19 protein-coding genes are annotated in these 17,150 nt (G+C 41.7%); 9 read left to right on the forward strand and 10 right to left on the reverse strand.

Annotated elements, in window-relative coordinates; all coding sequences use genetic code 11:
* Positions 1 to 173: 173 nt before the first annotated feature.
* Positions 174 to 1,421 (forward strand): nucleotidyltransferase, encoded by a 1,248-nt coding sequence (locus tag CEF17_RS10220; RefSeq protein WP_100399434.1) that lies wholly within the window; start codon positions 174 to 176, stop codon positions 1,419 to 1,421.
* Positions 1,422 to 1,656: 235 nt separating this feature from the next.
* Here the strand turns inward: CEF17_RS10220 and CEF17_RS10225 are convergent, their stop codons facing one another.
* Together CEF17_RS10225 and CEF17_RS10230 are read right to left on the reverse strand one after the other, a co-directional pair.
* A complete protein-coding gene (locus CEF17_RS10225; RefSeq protein ID WP_100399435.1) occupies positions 1,657 to 2,700 on the reverse strand; it encodes a YlbL family protein in 1,044 nt (347 codons plus the stop codon).
* A complete protein-coding gene (locus CEF17_RS10230; RefSeq protein WP_100399436.1) occupies positions 2,690 to 3,490 on the reverse strand; it encodes a patatin-like phospholipase family protein in 801 nt (266 codons plus the stop codon). Before CEF17_RS10230 ends, CEF17_RS10225 begins: the two co-directional genes overlap by 11 nt.
* 142 nt (positions 3,491 to 3,632) lie before the next feature.
* Here CEF17_RS10230 and ylbJ point away from each other — a divergent pair, with 142 nt between their 5' ends.
* Complete coding sequence (gene ylbJ, locus CEF17_RS10235) at positions 3,633 to 4,853, forward strand: sporulation integral membrane protein YlbJ (RefSeq protein ID WP_100399437.1); 1,221 nt, start codon at positions 3,633 to 3,635, stop codon at positions 4,851 to 4,853.
* 33 nt (positions 4,854 to 4,886) lie between these two features.
* Here the strand turns inward: ylbJ and coaD are convergent, their stop codons facing one another.
* Complete coding sequence (gene coaD, locus CEF17_RS10240; protein ID WP_100399438.1) at positions 4,887 to 5,378, reverse strand: pantetheine-phosphate adenylyltransferase; 492 nt, start codon at positions 5,376 to 5,378, stop codon at positions 4,887 to 4,889.
* A gap of 10 nt (positions 5,379 to 5,388) precedes the next feature.
* The gene (gene rsmD, locus CEF17_RS10245) at positions 5,389 to 5,994 is read right to left on the reverse strand and encodes a 16S rRNA (guanine(966)-N(2))-methyltransferase RsmD (protein WP_442857435.1); all 606 of its coding nucleotides are present in this window, start codon (positions 5,992 to 5,994) and stop codon (positions 5,389 to 5,391) included.
* Positions 5,995 to 6,372: 378 nt separating this feature from the next.
* Between rsmD and CEF17_RS10250 the strand changes: the two genes are divergently transcribed.
* Positions 6,373 to 6,762, forward strand: coding sequence for a DUF7147 family protein (locus tag CEF17_RS10250; RefSeq protein WP_100399439.1), 390 nt, complete (start codon positions 6,373 to 6,375; stop codon positions 6,760 to 6,762).
* A gap of 137 nt (positions 6,763 to 6,899) precedes the next feature.
* Here the strand turns inward: CEF17_RS10250 and CEF17_RS10255 are convergent, their stop codons facing one another.
* On the reverse strand, positions 6,900 to 7,175 hold the full coding sequence (locus CEF17_RS10255) for a YlbG family protein (protein WP_054635241.1): 276 nt from the start codon (positions 7,173 to 7,175) through the stop codon (positions 6,900 to 6,902).
* 170 nt (positions 7,176 to 7,345) lie between these two features.
* Here CEF17_RS10255 and CEF17_RS10260 point away from each other — a divergent pair, with 170 nt between their 5' ends.
* A complete protein-coding gene (locus CEF17_RS10260; RefSeq protein ID WP_100399440.1) occupies positions 7,346 to 7,666 on the forward strand; it encodes a hypothetical protein in 321 nt (106 codons plus the stop codon).
* A gap of 47 nt (positions 7,667 to 7,713) precedes the next feature.
* Here the strand turns inward: CEF17_RS10260 and CEF17_RS10265 are convergent, their stop codons facing one another.
* Positions 7,714 to 7,980 carry a hypothetical protein gene (locus tag CEF17_RS10265; RefSeq protein ID WP_100399441.1) on the reverse strand — a complete coding sequence of 89 codons (267 nt, stop codon included), beginning with the start codon at positions 7,978 to 7,980 and terminating at the stop codon, positions 7,714 to 7,716.
* A 122-nt stretch (positions 7,981 to 8,102) separates the two neighbouring features.
* On the opposite strand from CEF17_RS10265, the gene CEF17_RS20010 reads away from it, so the two are divergent.
* On the forward strand, positions 8,103 to 8,243 hold the full coding sequence (locus CEF17_RS20010) for a hypothetical protein (protein WP_157843001.1): 141 nt from the start codon (positions 8,103 to 8,105) through the stop codon (positions 8,241 to 8,243).
* Positions 8,244 to 8,278: 35 nt separating this feature from the next.
* Here CEF17_RS20010 and CEF17_RS10270 read toward each other — a convergent pair whose 3' ends face one another.
* Positions 8,279 to 9,061 carry an SDR family NAD(P)-dependent oxidoreductase gene (locus tag CEF17_RS10270; protein ID WP_100399442.1) on the reverse strand — a complete coding sequence of 261 codons (783 nt, stop codon included), beginning with the start codon at positions 9,059 to 9,061 and terminating at the stop codon, positions 8,279 to 8,281.
* A 458-nt stretch (positions 9,062 to 9,519) separates the two neighbouring features.
* On the opposite strand from CEF17_RS10270, the gene proB reads away from it, so the two are divergent.
* From proB to CEF17_RS10290, 4 genes are all read left to right on the forward strand, one after another.
* Complete coding sequence (gene proB, locus CEF17_RS10275) at positions 9,520 to 10,623, forward strand: glutamate 5-kinase (RefSeq protein WP_100399443.1); 1,104 nt, start codon at positions 9,520 to 9,522, stop codon at positions 10,621 to 10,623.
* A gap of 21 nt (positions 10,624 to 10,644) precedes the next feature.
* A complete protein-coding gene (locus tag CEF17_RS10280) occupies positions 10,645 to 11,892 on the forward strand; it encodes a glutamate-5-semialdehyde dehydrogenase (RefSeq protein ID WP_100399444.1) in 1,248 nt (415 codons plus the stop codon).
* Between the two features lie 11 nt (positions 11,893 to 11,903).
* Entirely contained in the window at positions 11,904 to 12,743 is an 840-nt protein-coding gene (proC, locus tag CEF17_RS10285; protein ID WP_100399445.1) for a pyrroline-5-carboxylate reductase, read from the forward strand.
* Between the two features lie 202 nt (positions 12,744 to 12,945).
* Positions 12,946 to 13,815 (forward strand): ion transporter, encoded by an 870-nt coding sequence (locus CEF17_RS10290; RefSeq protein WP_100399446.1) that lies wholly within the window; start codon positions 12,946 to 12,948, stop codon positions 13,813 to 13,815.
* Positions 13,816 to 13,863: 48 nt separating this feature from the next.
* Here the strand turns inward: CEF17_RS10290 and CEF17_RS10295 are convergent, their stop codons facing one another.
* The 3 genes from CEF17_RS10295 to CEF17_RS10305 form a co-directional block, all read right to left on the reverse strand.
* Positions 13,864 to 15,231, reverse strand: a complete 1,368-nt coding sequence (locus CEF17_RS10295; RefSeq protein WP_100400874.1) for an aspartate kinase — start codon at positions 15,229 to 15,231, stop codon at positions 13,864 to 13,866.
* Between the two features lie 471 nt (positions 15,232 to 15,702).
* Positions 15,703 to 16,044 carry a hypothetical protein gene (locus tag CEF17_RS10300; protein WP_100399447.1) on the reverse strand — a complete coding sequence of 114 codons (342 nt, stop codon included), beginning with the start codon at positions 16,042 to 16,044 and terminating at the stop codon, positions 15,703 to 15,705.
* A 256-nt stretch (positions 16,045 to 16,300) separates the two neighbouring features.
* On the reverse strand, positions 16,301 to 17,089 hold the full coding sequence (locus CEF17_RS10305) for a PRC-barrel domain-containing protein (RefSeq protein WP_100399448.1): 789 nt from the start codon (positions 17,087 to 17,089) through the stop codon (positions 16,301 to 16,303).
* Positions 17,090 to 17,150: the final 61 nt, after the last annotated feature.

Raw genomic sequence — 17,150 nt, forward strand, 5'->3', positions numbered from 1 at the left:
GTTTGTCAACATTTTTTCTTTACATTATAATGTAGAGAAAACATGCTTGTTTATCATAACATGAGACAACAATCTGACAAAGAAACAGCTACTGCTACTTACTTTTTCTAATAACCTAAATAAAGCTGATAAAACACCTTTTTTACAGCACATCTTAAAGGAGGCATCTCTATTTGAAAGTTACAGGGTTAATTGTTGAATATAATCCTTTTCATAATGGTCATTTATATCATTTGCAAGAATCAAGGTCAAGCACAAATGCAGACATCATTATCTGCGTCATGAGCGGCTACTTTTTGCAAAGAGGAGAACCAGCGCTTGTTTCAAGGCGCACACGGACGAAAATGGCTCTTGCCGGAGGAGCTGACATTGTTGTAGAACTTCCTTATGCTTATTCCGTACAGCATGCATCTTTGTTTTCCCGTGGGGCCGTAGCTGTGCTGGAAGCCATGGGAGCAGATACTGTGGTGTTCGGAAGCGAACATGGGCAGATCACTCCTTTCCTTGAGCTGGATTCTTTTCTTATGGACCACCAGGCTCAATATGAAAGTCATATACAATCTTTTGTCAAGCAGGGCATGAGCTATCCAAGAGCATCTTCTGCAGCCTTTTCTCAGCTGAATCCCGGTCATGACCTTCCTGATATTTTGCAGCCAAACAACATTTTAGGGTATAACTACGTAAAAGCAATACGAGAGCTGAAAGCAAAGATTAAGCCTGCCACGATAAAGAGAATAGGTGCAGGTTATCATGAAAAAGAGAAAAATACTCAATCGATTGCCAGCGCTACCGGGATACGCCATGAGCTGATTGAGAAGCAAAATCATTTGGATGCTGTTGCCAATACGATGCCTTCTTCTTCCTTCGACCAATTAAAAGAGGACCAGGACCACCAGCCTGATTTCTTTCATTGGAATCTTTATTATCCCTTTTTACAGGCAAATTTACTCACAGCTTCTTCTTCCCGCCTCCGGGGCATATATGAAGCGGAAGAAGGTCTTGAAAATCGTTTTATATCCCATGCAAAACAGCACTCTTCTTTCACTGCCTTTATAGAAGCTGTTAAAACAAAGCGGTACACATGGACAAGGCTGCAGCGCTTAGCAACCCATATTTTGACTGACAGTGACAAAGACTTGATGCTGAAAGTGCTTCAAGCACATAAGCTGGAATCTATTCGCCTGCTTGGTATGAATGAAAATGGGCAAAAATACCTGAGTCTCGCAAGAAATGAAATGGAGATCCCACTTGCTACAAAGATGAACCGGGAAAAAGGGCCTCAGGCGTTACTCGATGAAAAAGCAGCTCTTGCTTATTTTCTTCCCCTGTCCCCTTCCAAGCGAATTAAGCGTTATAAAGAAGAGTACTCCCTGCCTCCTGTCCGATTTGTTTCAAAGGAAGGCCGCTTTTTAAGTAATTGAAAAAAGAGTCCGGGACAAACCCAGCTAATAAGAAGGACCCTAGCCTGCAAACTTCCAGGAGTAGGACGTTGCTTTTACCGTGAAACCCATGCCCGATGAAACCTTCAGTGACTTCCTGCGTTCAGCCGGATAACCAACAATGTTGAAGCCAAAAATAAGGCTCCAATTATCAAAGACGATAATTGGAGCCTTATTTACTGTCCCAGCCTCTTTCCATTATAAAGTGCTGATCAGCCTAGGGCTCGTAGCTTTCTAAAAAAGTGATGGCATCGTCAAAAGTCTCAACCGCTACCACTTCCATTTCTGCATTGATATCCTCGGCAGCTTCCATGGCTTCCTCATAATTAGAGATTTCTCCTAAATCATCGTCGGGGGCAAAGAATACATCTATACCGGAATTCTCAGCAGCCACCACCTTTTGCTTGATACCGCCAATCCTTCCTATGTTCCCATCTTCATCAATGCTTCCTGAGCCTGCAATGTTCAAGCCCTTGGTTATGTCTCCCTCAGTCAATTGATTATAAATTTCTAAAGAAAACATCAGTCCTGCTGACGGCCCTCCAATGGCGCCGGCTTCAATATTTGTCGCCGGCTCGAAGGTGACTTCTCTTTCGGTTACAGGATACATAATCCCAAGGCCTGCTCGCTCTGTATCATCCATTTCAGAAGGAAAAGTATCCATTTTTACAGTAACCTCTATTTCCTCATTTTCCCGGACAACAAGAAGCTCCACTTCATCTCCCGCTTCTTTTTCATCCAGGTTACCATGAAGGTCGTCTAGTGTGTTTATACGCTGGCCGTTAATTTCCTGAATCAGATCGCCTTCCTCTAAATGATTGGCAGCATCCATTTCATCGATCACTTCGGTGACTCTAACCCCTTGATATTCTATGTTGACTTCATGACCTGCTTCCCGGTAGGCGACTATTTTTGCAGCTTCCTGAGAGTCTGTCATCAGCATCGTCTGCCGATGAAAGTATTCCTCATCTGTTTCACCGCTCCGCAGGAACAGCTCTTCATGGAGCAGCTCCCGGTAGTCACTCATTTGCGCCCACATATACAAGGGGAGATTGGCCCTTCTCTGCCTGATCGTTGTTAAATAAAACTGACCTTCTTCTCCATACCCTTCTGTCACTTCTATCATGTCAGCTAATGCAACAGCTTCTCCCGGCTGTGAATAATAATAAGGCAGAGGAATTTGATAGACAGCCAGCAAAGCAATAATTAGAATAACAGCAATCCAGCTTCTGGAAATCCCCCTTTTTTTCTTAGTTTCCATTGTTTTTCTCCCTCCACTTCGTCAGCATTTCTTTGATGTGGTGAATCTGCCCTTCAGCTGCTTTTTCGCCAAGGGCGATTAATTCATTAACTTCTTCAAATACAATCGAATTATAATACTTGCTAATGGGACGAATCATGATATCTGCTTCTATTTCTCTGTATTGTAGCAGTTGTCTGCCCATAATTTCCATGCTTTGCATAATAACGTCATAAATAGAAGAAATTTCAGTTTCCCTCTCATAAAAAGAAACATCCACTGCTATCGTTAGATCCGCTCCCATTTCTTTTACAACGCTGGCAGGAACCCTGTCTATAACCCCACCGTCTACGAGAAGCCTTCCCTCTATTTTCTCCGGAATGAATATACCGGGGATAGAGATGCTTGCCCTGACTGCATCAGCCACTGGTCCTTTCTTAAACACGACACGCTCCCCGCTTTTTAAGTCGGTCGCTACAATATGGACTGGCACTTTTAAATCTTCAATATTTTTTTGCTTAGAAAGCATATAAATAAGTTCTTTTAACCGTTTACCACTAATCAATCCCATTTTAGGAACAGTGAAATCAATATAAAACTTCCTTCTAAACATCACTGCCATCTTTTCCATATTTTCAATGCTGTGACCTGCTCCGTACATCGCTCCGACCAAAGCTCCCATACTGCTTCCTGCCACAAAATGAATAGGAATCTCATGTTTAAGAAGAGTTTTAATGACACCAATATGGGCGAAACCCCTCACTCCTCCTGAACCTAGTGCAAGTCCGATCAAAGGTTGTTGTTTTTCCAAAAGGTCAGCACTCCTTTTACAAAAAGGATATGGTTCTACTTTACGCCCGTCCGCGTATATTGATTACAAAACATGTCCAATTCTTGATTGAAATAAGCTGGGATTTTTATCTTACTTATTTTCCAGCGAAGGAGGCAAGCATTTGCAAAGAGCAAAAGCTCAGTCACTTTTACTCGCAGCAGGGGCCGTCTCTGTCGCGGTTTCTTTGATGGTGTTTCCAAAACAATCTTTTGAAGCTTCCCTTAGAGGCCTTACAATGTGGTGGGAAGTGGTGTTCCCTTCCCTGCTTCCATTTTTTATCCTTTCTGAACTGTTGATCGCCTTTGGAGTAGTCAGCTTCCTTGGAGCCATGCTTGAGCCACTAATGAGACCTTTGTTCAGAGTCCCTGGAACGGGAGGGTTTGTCTGGGCCATGGGCCTAGCGTCAGGGTACCCGGCCGGAGCGAAGCTGACAGTAAGGCTGCGGCAGGAAAATATAATTTCAAAAACTGAGGCTGAACGCCTTGTATCCTTTACTAACTCCTCAAATCCATTATTCATTATGGGGGCCATAGCTGTCGGTTTTTTCCATGACCCCCAACTAGGGTTAGTGTTAGCCGCTGCCCATTACCTAGGCAATCTTTGCGTAGGACTTGTCATGCGTTTCCACGGAAGTAGTGAGCCGTCAGGATCATTTTCTACTCCACCAAGTACAAAAATTTCCCTTAGTTATGCTGCCGACCTTCTTCATAAAGAAAGAATGAAGGATACGAGACCTTTTGGGAAAAAGCTTGGGGATGCTGTCCGCTCATCCATAGATACGTTATTAATGATTGGCGGGTTTATTATTTTATTTTCCGTATTCAATGAGTTGTTGCATCTCGTAAATATTGCATCACTTCTTGCTTCTGCATTAGCTGCTTTCTTTCTCATTTTAAAGCTTCCCGCTGACTTAAGCCTCCCTTTTATATCAGGATTATTTGAAATCACTTTAGGGGGCCGGCTGGCAAGTGAAACAACAGGCGCCAGCCTGAAAGAGCAGGCTGTTGTAACAAGCTTTATCCTTGCTTTCAGTGGTTTTTCCGTACAGGCCCAAGTGGCCAGTCTCTTAGCTGAAACCGATATTCGTTTTAAACCTTTTTTTATTGCCAGAATATTTCACGGATTCTTCGCTGCAGCTTTGGCTCTTTTATTATGGGAACCTCTTTATGAGAGCAAGGAAGCTGCTGTTGAGCAGTTCATTCCTGTTTTTTCATCTGACGATTCCACTGCCTTATCCTCATACTGGGAAACTTTCCTGGCATGGGGAGGCTTATTTACTTTTATCATGCTGGTAGTCTATGTTTTTCTTCGAGCCAGGAAGCTTTTTCTGTATGTTCGCTGAGTATAAAAACGGCACTCCTTGCAGAGTGCCTTTTCACCTGTTCTCATCAGCAAATTTCTTAAGCAGCTCCTTTTCCACCACGGTAGGAACCAATCCGGAAACGTTCGCTTCGTATTTAGCCACTTCTTTTACAATACTTGAGCTTAAGTAAGAATATTGGTTGTTTGTCATCATGAAGAAAGTCTCTATTTCGGGGTTAAGCTTTCTATTAATGGATGCAGCCTGCATCTCGTATTCAAAATCAGAGACCGCTCGCAATCCCCTTACAATTGTCCTTGCCTCTTTTTCTTTCATATAATCAACGAGCAAGCCATGAAAGGAATCGATTTCTACATTCCCCATTGTATTTGTAGCTTCTTCAAGCATAGCTACTCGTTCATCTACAGAAAAAAAGGGTGTTTTGCTTCGATTATGAAGCACAGCAACGACCACGTGGTCAAAAACTTTTCCACTTCTTTCAATAATGTCTAAATGGCCATTGGTCACAGGATCAAAACTCCCTGGATACACCGCAATACTTGCCATTGTGCCACCTCTATTCCTCTTCGTTATTTTGCTGTAATCCAAGATAAGAGAAAATACTTACCTTTGTATCTCCGTATTTATCTTCATGCTCCATTACTACGTTTTTTATTTTAGCTGGCAATTGTACGTTTGCATCATGCTCACAGACAATAAGGCAGCCGGGGTTTAATAATTCATATTCTAAAAACAGCTCTACTTCCTGTGCCAGCTTTTGACTTGCATAAGGAGGATCTAAAAATATGACGTCAAATGCTGCGTGCCTCTTTGCTAAGGCTTTTAGAGCTCTGAGCGAATCATTTTTATATACTTCCGATTGGTCCTCAAACCTGCACGCCTTTAGGTTTGAACGAAGTGTTTGCAGAGCCTGTCTGGATGAATCTATAAAAATCATATGCTCCAGCCCTCTGCTGATCGCTTCAATTCCAAGGCCGCCGCTTCCTGCATACAGGTCCAGACCTCGCCCACTTGCAAAATATGGACCGATCCTGTTAAAAATAGATTCTTTAACCTTATCAGTCGTTGGGCGTGTATTTGTACCTGGTACAGCTTTTAAGGGCTGTCCTTTTCGTGTTCCTGATATTACTCTCATAGCATGCCCGCCTTTATTTGCTGTCATTATTATCCTATATCATCCTAACATAAAAAGGGAAAAACCTTAATTCATTCAGCTAAGGACCTGTAACCGTCAATTTTTCTTGTTTTCTGGAAATCGTGTATAAAAAATTCCGCCCCGGTTTATAATGTGGATAGCAGCATGACCCCATGTTGCTGACAACCGCGGAGAAGACTTACGTTTCCCCATAAGTTCTTCCTCCGGTTTCTCCTCTCCCATTGCTTGCTTAATATGGCAGGCGCCCCCCACGCTTCGGCGCAGGGGGTTTTTTTTTGGCTCCGGACCCTTCCATGTTAATCCCTTTCTTTTCTGAAGTGAGAAAGCAGTGGTATGCTTAGTTATGTAGAGCTAGAAAAGCAAATAAAAAGGAGAGACAAGGATATGATACAGCGATTTATCGAGCTTGGAGAAGGCTACGCGGATATTTTTGAATGGCTTGCGCTCGTTGAAGCGAATAGCCATCGTGTAAAATACATATTAAGATTAGATACGGAAATTAACAGCCGAAATGTTTCTTCCATTGCCGCTGTCTTCACTCCTTCAGGGGAGAACCACTTTCAGCCGGTATATATATGCAGGGAAGGTCTTTTAAATCCTGAACATAAATCCACCCAGCGTTTTGACATGGTCTATAAAGCAGCCAGCTCCCTTAACAAGAATATTATCCCTTTATCGGTAAAACCATCCAGTATGTTTCCAGAAAAAGGGTTATATTATCAATATTTAATAGGCATCTTACGAATGAATAAGTATCTTACTCCCCTTTCTTAGCAGTCAAAACTGATTGCATACAGGTCTTATGTTGTGCAAAAGAGGCACGTAGAAAATAGTAAGCTCATTTCTCACTCATCACCCATGACACCCCGCCTCCTACGCATTAAAAAAACCCCCGGAACAATTCCGGGGGACTACAATCCCATGTTATAGTCGTAGGATTTAACCTTATCGGGTACTTTGCTTTGATATTCAGTACTCACATAAGGACGCATCGATGGTTCTACTTTTTTAACATAGTGAAGTGATTCTATTTTCTTCGCTGTTTCATCCGTATCTTCTTTATTACAATAGACGATTGCGTATTTCATCTTTTTCGAAACATAATGAACGTTGCCAAATTTTCGCAGCTGCCGGACATGTTTCAATGAACGCAGCCAGACGGCCAACCCTTGACGTTCTGTGATCATGGCATGCCCGCTCCTTTGTACGTAGGTTTGCTCCTAGTCTAGCATGACTTTTGCAAAACGGCAATATCAGACAGTAATTTCCATAGTCATTCTTTCTTTTATTATTGAAGTACGCCTCCTACTATGTGTATTAAATCTCTTTACCTATCCAAGGAAAGGAGCAAAAGGTAATGGAAGAAGCATGGAAACGTTTTTTTATCTATCTTCATGAAAACCATCCTTCTATACATATTCAACGAAAAAAGATAGCTGGCATCAATTTCCTTTATGTTGAAGCTATACACCGGCAAAGTCTAGTTGAGGAAAGCCTAAGAAAAGCCGCTGCGTATGCAGCCAAAGGAAAGCAGCTGACTACTTTTTTAACTTTTGTACGCATGGATGAGCCTTTAAACGAATATGTCTATTCCCTTCGCTTTCAGGTTCCATTGGAGAAAAGATTTTGCTGTGGAAAAGGGTGTGTCGACTGCGTTCGTTTTCAAAACGGCCCCTAAACGTGAAACAGCTGCTTTCCTGCCAAAAGGCAGAAAAACAGCTACTCTTAAAAGGCTAGGACAACAGCGGTGACTAATGAGCCTGTTCCAATGAGAAACAATACACCATTAATGGTTTTTAGATGCTTATTTCCTTTTTCATGAAGATAATATAAGGTAAGAAACACTCCTACACAAACAATGATGAATAAGGAACCTATCACCGCATCCCCAATAGCATATTGTGTAAATTGAAGCATAATCGCCACGCACCATAAGATGGCTAAACCAATTCCTACCCATGTAAATAATTTCCTTGGTTGAATTTTCGGCACCTCCTACGTTTCCTCGCTCTTTATTTTAACAAACACACCTGCACCTATGCATTCTTTTCCCTCGTAATGTCCTCTTTTTGTTAAAATAACGTGTAGTTCCAACAAAGAAGGGTGAAAAATGAGTGATATTATCCCCCCTAAAAAATTTAAAAAGCATCTATATCCAAGTATCCGGCGATGACTTCCTTCCTTTTACCGAAGAAGAACTATTAAAGAGCAGCCGGTCCCTGACCGAAGCCGCCATGAAGCTGCCTATGATGTAGATTATCAGAGAATCAGCAGCCATGCCTAGCTGATTTTATTTTTGTTTAAACTGCTTTCCAGCTGCTCTTTCCAATAACCTCGGTGCTATTCCATAAATCTTAGCCCCTGCGTTCATCCACAAAGGGAGATTCATTTCTCTCTTTGGCTTCTTAATAAGCTTCAGGGTGTTTCTTGCCACCTTATCAGGAGACAGCATAAATTTCTCAACATTTTTTTCATAGGTACCTTGTTTATCTGCTTTCTCAAAAAATGGGGTTTTTATCGGGCCGGGATTAACGGCACTTACAATGATTCCATCGTCCTCCACTTCCATGCGAAGGCTGTTTGTAAAGCCAAGAACAGCATGCTTCGTTGCAGAATAAACCGCCGATTTTGGAGTCGCAATTTTGCCGGCCTGAGAAGAAATGTTTATAATATGACCTTGTTTTCTGGCTGTCATAGAAGGAAGGACGGCCCGAGTCATTTGAATAAGACCGACTGCATTAACAGCAAACATCCCTTGTATATCTTCAATTGGCGTATCAATCACTTTTTCAAACAATCCATAACCTGCATTGTTGATAAGAACATCGATATGCCCTTTTTCCCTCAGGATCTTTTCTACCCCTTTAATCACCTGCTCCGTTTCTGTAATATCTCCAGGAAGCACCATCGCATTGCCACCTAACTTTATGATTTCCTCTTTTAAAGAAAGTAATTTATCTTCTGACCTTGCGATAAGGACTAGCTCCTTTGCTCCCTTTCTGGCAGCAGCACGTGCGATCCACGCTCCTAGTCCGCTTGACGCGCCTGTAATAACAATGACTTTATTTTTCATGACGATTCCTCTCTTTGCTATAGATCATTTTCTTTGCCAGTTATTTTCATTCTATCATTTACATCTGATCCCCATGTAAGTAAAGTTGAGTTTCAATTTTTTTAGGGGAGATCTTGACATTTCTTCTCTTTACAACACATAATGTAATATAAATTGATCGATCAGGTGTTGAAAGGGAATAGTAGATTATCATTCAAGCGTCAGAGAATGAAACCCTTAGGCTGAAAGGTTTCATCGCTGTGAAGTTTTCGAACCTGCCCTGGAGCCGTCGGGGATAAACCCGACCGTTTCCCGCGATAAGGGTAAGCGAGTGGACGTTTAGATTGCGTCAACAAAAGGTGGTACCGCGGAATGAAGCCCTTCCGTCCTTTACTGGACAGAAGGGCTTTTTTTATTGAAAAGCATTTCAGAAAATGTCTCTTTACGAGCTGTGAAATAATAAGAACCAGGTGATAAACATGGCCAAGGAAAGAATTGTCATAAAAATCGGTAGCAGTTCTCTAACAAATGCAAAGGGTGGATTAAGCCGCGAAAAGCTTCAAGGGTATGTGAATGAGATTGCTGACCTAAAGCAAGCCGGGCATGAGGTCATCCTCATTTCCTCAGGAGCAGTGGCAGCCGGATTCACAGAAATCGGTTATCCTTCAAGACCTGTAACCATTGGCGGAAAACAAGCAGCAGCTGCAGTAGGCCAAGGAATATTAATGCAGGCTTATACCGAAGAATTAAAAAAACATAACATCTCGGCTGGTCAAATCCTCTTAACACGCGATAACTTTTCAAGCAGGTCCCAGCACAAAAATGCCTATACAACATTAACTGAACTCCTTCACCGAAAAGTCCTTCCTATTATAAACGAAAATGATTCCATCGCAGTCGATGAGTTGACATTCGGTGATAATGACCTGTTATCTGCTCTGGTCAGCGGACTGGTTCATGCCCAGACATTAATTATCCTGACAGATATTAATGGGATTTATGATGCTAACCCTAATGACACTCCTTCAGCCAAACGTTATCATTTCCTACCCGAAATTACCGAGGAACTCCTTACTCAGGCAGGTTCTTCTGGGAGCAAGGTTGGGACAGGTGGCATGCGTTCTAAGCTGGAAGCTGCAAAAACCGCTCTTTCTTTAGGAGTAAGCTGCTTTATTGGCTCTGGGGAAAACGAGGGAGCGCTGAGGGATATCTTATCTGGTAAAGGGGACGGTACGTATATTGGTTTTCCCGGTGCATTTATTTTAAAAAACAAAAAGCAATGGATCTCTCTCCACTCACAAGTCTCAGGCCAGGTCATTATTGATGATGGTGCAAGGGATGCTATCCTTTATAAAGGGAAAAGCCTGCTTCCGGCAGGAGTGGTAGATTTTTATGGCTCCTTTTCTAAAGGAGCTGTGGTAGAAGTGATTGATGAAAAAGGAAATGTTCTTGGAAAAGGGCAAATCAATGTCTCTTCTACTGAGCTTAAACAAATAAAAGGGAAACCGTCACAGGAAGCCCTTTATTACACAAAAACCGCGCGCGCCGAAGTCATCCACAGAGATGACTGGGTGCACAGCTAAAAAGGAAAGGATGTTTCATACATGGATGCGATTTATCAACAAGGAAAACGGGCGAAAGAAGCTGCTGCTGTGTTAGCGCCTCTTTCTACATCAATAAAAAATGAAGCCATTCAAAAGATGGCAGAACAGCTTGAATTAGATAGTGATAAAATCCTGTCTGCCAATAAAAAAGACCTGGAAGAAGGAGAAAAGAAAGGCTTCTCTTCCACTCTTTTAGATCGACTTCGCTTATCAGAAGAACGAATTAAGGATATGGCTGAAGGCATGAGACAAATTGTCGAGCTGCCTGACCCGGTCGGTGAAGAGATTGAGTCCTGGACACAGCCAAATGGACTGGATATTCAAAATATCCGTGTGCCAATCGGTGTCATTGGCATGATCTATGAAGCAAGGCCAAATGTTACAGTCGATGCCTCTGCTTTATCATTAAAAACAGGAAATGCCGTTCTTCTTAGAGGCAGTTCCTCTGCTTTTTCGTCCAATCAAGCGATTGTGTCCTCCCTCCACTCTGCTTTGGAGAAAAGCGGGCTGCCAAAGGAAGCTGTTCAGCTCGTTCAAGACACTTCCAGGGAAGCTGCTTCTACCATGTTTACGATGAATGAGTATTTAGATGTATTGATCCCCCGTGGAGGCGCAAACCTGATCCAAACAGTGGTCAAACAGGCATCCGTGCCAGTGCTTGAAACGGGAGTAGGAAATTGCCATATATACATTGATGAAACAGCTGAAAAAGACATGGCATTATCCATTGCAATTAATGCCAAAACCCAGCGTCCTTCTGTCTGCAATGCAGCCGAAACCATACTTGTGCATGATAAATGGGCTAAAGACCATTTATCTCATCTTCTTCATGCTTTACAAGACAAAGATGTTACTATTCGCGGTGACGCCAATGTACGTAAGTATGACTCTGCTGTTGCAGAAGCTACTGAAAAAGACTGGGATACAGAGTATTTAGATTTGACAGTGTCTATGAAAATCGTGGACAGTGCCGAGGAAGCGATTATTCATATTAAAAAGCATGGCACCAGCCACTCAGAAGCGATCATCAGTGAAACAAGAGAGAATGTAGAGAGCTTTTTTGCCAATGTGGATGCTGCAGCCTTATATCATAACGCGTCGACCCGCTTTACTGATGGATTCGAATTTGGCTTTGGAGCAGAAATCGGTATCAGCACACAAAAGCTTCATGCAAGAGGGCCAATGGGTCTAAAAGCATTAACTTCCACGAAATATCTTATTAAAGGCAATGGCCAAATCAAAGGCTAGGAGGAATAAAAATGCTGCGTAACTATCATGTGACGTTTGTGGGTGCAGGATCCATGGCAGAATCCATTATTGGCGGCCTGCTCAGTAAAGAGCTTTTGGCTCCTGAACAAATCACTGCAACAAATAACTCAGAAAAAGAACGGTTAACGTACCTTTCAGATCAGTACGGGATTAATACTACTTCAGATAAAGAAGCAGCTGTCGGAAAAGCAAATATTATAGTATTAGCTGTAAAGCCAAAGCATGTAGAGGAAGCCATCTCTGATATCCAAAGCGTTTTAGCTGAAAATCAGCTTCTCATATCTGTTCTGGCCGGCATTTCCACAGCATACATTCAAAAGCTTTGCCAAAAAGAAATCCCTATTATCCGCACCATGCCAAATACTTCAGCACAGGTGGGAGCATCTGCAACGGCTATGACTCCAGGCAGTTTTGCTTCCAAGCAGGACCTTGCTGTCAGCCAGAGTTTGTTTCAGGCCATTGGCACTGTAACTACCCTGGAAGAAGGCAAGTTGGATGCTGTCACTGGTTTATCAGGAAGTGGTCCTGCCTATGTTTATTATATCGTTGAAGCCATGGAACAAGCAGCAAGGGAAACAGGACTTGAAGAGCAAGAAGCCAAAGAACTAATTATCCAGACCCTTTACGGAGCTTCTAAAAGACTTCAGAACACAGACAAGACCTCCAGAGAATTATATAAAGAGGTCATGAGCCCGGGAGGCACTACCGAAGCTGCCTTTGAGGTCCTTGAAAGTCATGGTGTCCAGCATGGTTTACAAAAAGCAATTGAACGCGCAGTCAAGCGTTCAGAGGAACTTGGGGCCTCCAGCAAAACACCGACCTCCTCTTGACTTCCTTCATGAAAGGCTTTGGGATATCCAAAGCCTTTTTTTACGGAATTAGTCTCTTCAGAGAACCTTCACAAAATAGTTGAATCTTAAACCCTTCCCTCTAGAGATAAAGTTTAGTAGAATCATAACGACTGGGTTTTGTCGTGATTTCAGCCTAAGTTGCAGCTCTTTATTTAAATAGGAAAGTGGAGGCAAACCTTGTATGTCAACAGAAAAAAAGCCCAGGACGATGCGCGAAAAAGCCGCTGTATTGGTGAACCACCCTGCGTTCACTTACACCGTCCTCACTATCATTATTATTAATGCCATTATTGTCGGTATTGAAACTTATCCAGGTGTTTACGAAGCCAACAGAGATACTTTCTTTTTAGCCGACCGGATTCTCATCTGGATTTTCACTATAGAAATTGCCCTTCGTATGTACGCGGCTAAACCTTTCACCTCTTTCTTTAAAGGTGCGTGGAACTGGTTTGACTTTTTAATTGTTGCAGCGAGCCATATTTTTGTTGGAGCGCACTTTGTCACCGTGCTAAGGGTACTACGCGTCCTTCGTGTTCTTCGGATGATTTCTGTCATCCCCTCTTTGCGTAGATTAGTAGATGCACTTCTTATGACAATACCAGCTTTAGGAAATATTCTTATCCTGATGAGCATCATTTTTTACATTTTTGCTGTGATCGGTACGATGCTGTATGCTGATATAGCACCTGAATACTTTGGGAATCTTGAACTTTCCTTACTGACTCTCTTCCAGGTTGTTACCTTGGAATCATGGGCAAGCGGCGTCATGCGCCCGATTTTTGCGGAAGATCCATGGTCCTGGATATACTTTGTAGCGTTCGTCCTTGTTGGAACGTTCGTTGTCTTTAACCTCTTTATCGGGGTCATTGTAAATAATGTGGAAAAAGCCAATGAACTGGAGCTTCCGGATGTGAAAGCTGACCTAAAGGAAGATCATAAAGAACTGGCAAAAGGACATGAGGAACAAGAAACAGATATAAAAGAGCTGCGAAAGGAAGTTGCAGAGCTTAAAGAGCTTTTGATCGAGCAGAATAAAAATATAAAAAACTAGGAAACTCATAAAAAAGCAGCCTATAAAAGGCTGCTTTTTTATGAATTATTATTGAAGCACTGTTTTTGCACTGAAAAATTCTTCATAAAGGCCACTGATGGCTTTATCAACATTTTCCTCTTTAATACCGAAGGCCAGTGAGACCTCAGAGGAACCCTGGTTGATCATTTCAATGTTTACTCCATTATCAGATAAAGCTTTGCTGGCTCTAGCAGCAATGCCTACTGTTTCATGCATGCCTTCTCCAACAAGCATGATCATAGCAAATCCTCTTTCTATATATGCATCATCTGCACCTAATTCATCCATAATTCTGCGTATAATGCGCTCTTCTTTTTCCGGAGTCATCTGGCTGTCTTCGAGAATGACAGAAGTATCATCAATACCTGATGGAATATGCTCGTAAGAAATCTCCTCGTCCTCAATGATTTCTAATAAACGACGTCCAAAACCAACTTCACGGTTCATTAAATACTTACGCACATAAATAGTGCTAAAGCCTTTATCGGCTGCAATTCCTATAATTGGATTTAATGCATATTCTCTTTCTGCGATAATCATTGTGCCGCTGCCTTGAGGATTATTCGTATTTTTGATGCACACAGGGATGGATTTTCTAAACGCAGGGATTAATGCCTCATCATGAAAGACCGCAAACCCTGCATAAGATAGCTCTCTCATTTCTCTGTATGTCATTCTTTTAATCGCTACAGGCTCTTCTACTACCTTAGGGTTTGCAGCAAATACTGAATCTACATCAGTAAAGTTTTCATAAAGTTCTGCCTGTACCCCTGCCGCAACGATAGAGCCAGTAATATCAGACCCTCCACGTGAAAACGTAACTAACCGGCCTTCTTTGGAATAACCGAAAAATCCAGGGAAGACTAATACCCCATTTTTTTCACGCAATTTATAAAGGTGATCGTACGCTTCAGGAAGCACTTGAGCATTTCCTGGCTCATCACTTACATATAACCCTGCCTCTTGAGGGTTCACATACTCAGCAACTACACCAATGCTTTGAAGATAACGAGCTACCACTTTCGCATTGTTATCTTCCCCTGCTGCTTTGATCTGGTCCATAAACTGCTCAGGGTTTGCGGTATCATATGAAAGACGGCTTCTAAGGTCATCTTCAATTGTTTTTACTATCTCTTCATCTAAATTCAAGCCAGCTGCGATATCGCTAAAACGCTCAACCACATCCTGAAGTTCCTTCTCCGCTTCCTTTTTCTCTAAGTATGTTTCACCTAAGCGAATAAGTAAATCAGTGACTTTCGTATCTTCATCCGTTCTTTTTCCTGGTGCTGAGACAACCACTAGTCTTCGGTCATTATCAGAAGTGATAATATCTGCGACTTTCTTAATTTGTTCTGCACTAGCTAAGGATGTACCACCAAATTTGGCTACTTTCATCTCCAATTTACAACTCCCATACTGTTTTTTTTCTCTTCATTTTCTAAATATTCTCCAAAGATAAGGCTATCACAATGCATAGTCACACTCAAAAGGTGTTTGCTGGCATTATATCGTAATTATCCGGAAATAGGAGTGTGAGATTCATTGACTGGTCAATCTCATTCAATCAATAGCAGATAGTGTTAATCACACTCATTCTTCCTTCATTTAGCAAATATTCAATAAACTTACTTCTTGATGAGGTGATGTTTTATATTTTTCGTTGTACTTTGCTGCAAAAGCCAGTATCCTTTTATCCGTATTACCCTGTATATAACTCTTTTAAGCTTCTTTTTTCTATGAGATACTTCTTTTTGATCTTTCTTCAAAAAAAACTGTAATATTATATTTTTACCATAGAAATGGAGCTTAGGCTATGGTGTATTTAAAAAAATAGGAATGAAAACACCTTCCAATTAAGGAAGGTGACTAGTTCGCCATATGATCGGGCCATTCAGCCCATTTTGTAGGTACAATTCCCATTTCTTTAAGTAAGGCTAGATTTAGTGAGACATCCTCTTCAACTAAGCTGTCCGACGTGCATCCTGCTTCTGCTTCATAACCCAGCGTAACAGCATGCTCTAAAGCCACCTCCTGAAGATTATTCGTGAGCTCAGCTTCCTCAAAACATGGAGGCGATACATATGTCTGGTTGGTGTGATCAATAATCACCCTTACACCCTCGGGTGCATACAGGCTTGTAGAGACAAAGAATCCTAGAATAATCAGGATGCCAAGTAAGGCAGCCATTGTAGATACAACGATTTTCATTCATTTAAATCCTTTCTTTTCTCTTTCTTTTTTCTAAATATGCTTTCAAAGATTTTCAATCCTATGTAAACAGAAACCAAGTTTATTATACACGCTGCCGGCTCGCATGAGTAAAAAGAAGTTTTATCTTCACTAAATAATCAAAATGCCTATTTTTCCTCACTTGTTATGGACGAGACTCTATTTTTAGTTACTACCAAAAAAAATGGCTGTTGAGAACATTTTCTCAACAGCCTGATTCATTCATAAAAAGCAATTACAACTCCCGATCCCAATAATTTTCTTTTTTGAAGTGACTATAAAGATCTTCTTCAAAGGATCTTTCTACAGGATTCCCAGTTTCATAATCAGGAGCCTGCTCTATTTCTTCCTTGTTCACATTCATGTGAATATCACCGTTTACCCAGTCTACTTCGTTTACCCAATCTGTAGATAAGAGAACTTCTTTAGAGGAAAACATTTTAGATGAGCTGACGACCATATACCTTACCTTCCAGGTTTTATCTTCAATCAGAAGGTTGGAAACATTGCCTGCAGCTTCTTCATAAGCAACAATATTATACCCGGTCCAGTCTCCTGTTAATTCCTTTGCGCTTCTAAGCTTCGGTCCTTCCTGCTCATTTTCTTCAGTATCCTGCTCTTTAACTTCATTAGCAAGATCATCACTTCCAAGGCTTGCTAAATCTCTTGCGTAAGCATGATGCCCCCAGTAGCCTGCAAAGGGCCAGTAATACGAAAAACCATAATATTGATGATACTCTTCTTCTTTTTGTCGGGATATTGCTTCACTTGAGTCAATATCAGGTGCATCTTTAATCTGGTCTTTGGTTAGATCAACCCTCACTACTCCTTCTGATAAGTCAACGCTCTCAATAGAAATTGGGGAAATAAGAACCTTACCTCCGGGAAGCCACGGGTTTGTGTTAACGACCATATACCTTACCGTCCAATTATCTTCTTCAAAGAATAAATCGTCCACTTTTCCAATATCACCGTCGGTTGCTTCTATAGAAAAGCGGACAAGATCTTTTGCTGGAAATAACATAACCCTTCCTCCTTAAACAATCTTTGGTTATGTACATTCCTCAGTTGTAAAAAGTTCAAAC

Origin of the sequence: Bacillus sp. FJAT-44742, assembly GCF_002797315.1 — a bacterium.
GTDB lineage: Bacteria > Bacillota > Bacilli > Bacillales > Marinococcaceae > Thalassorhabdus > Thalassorhabdus alkalitolerans.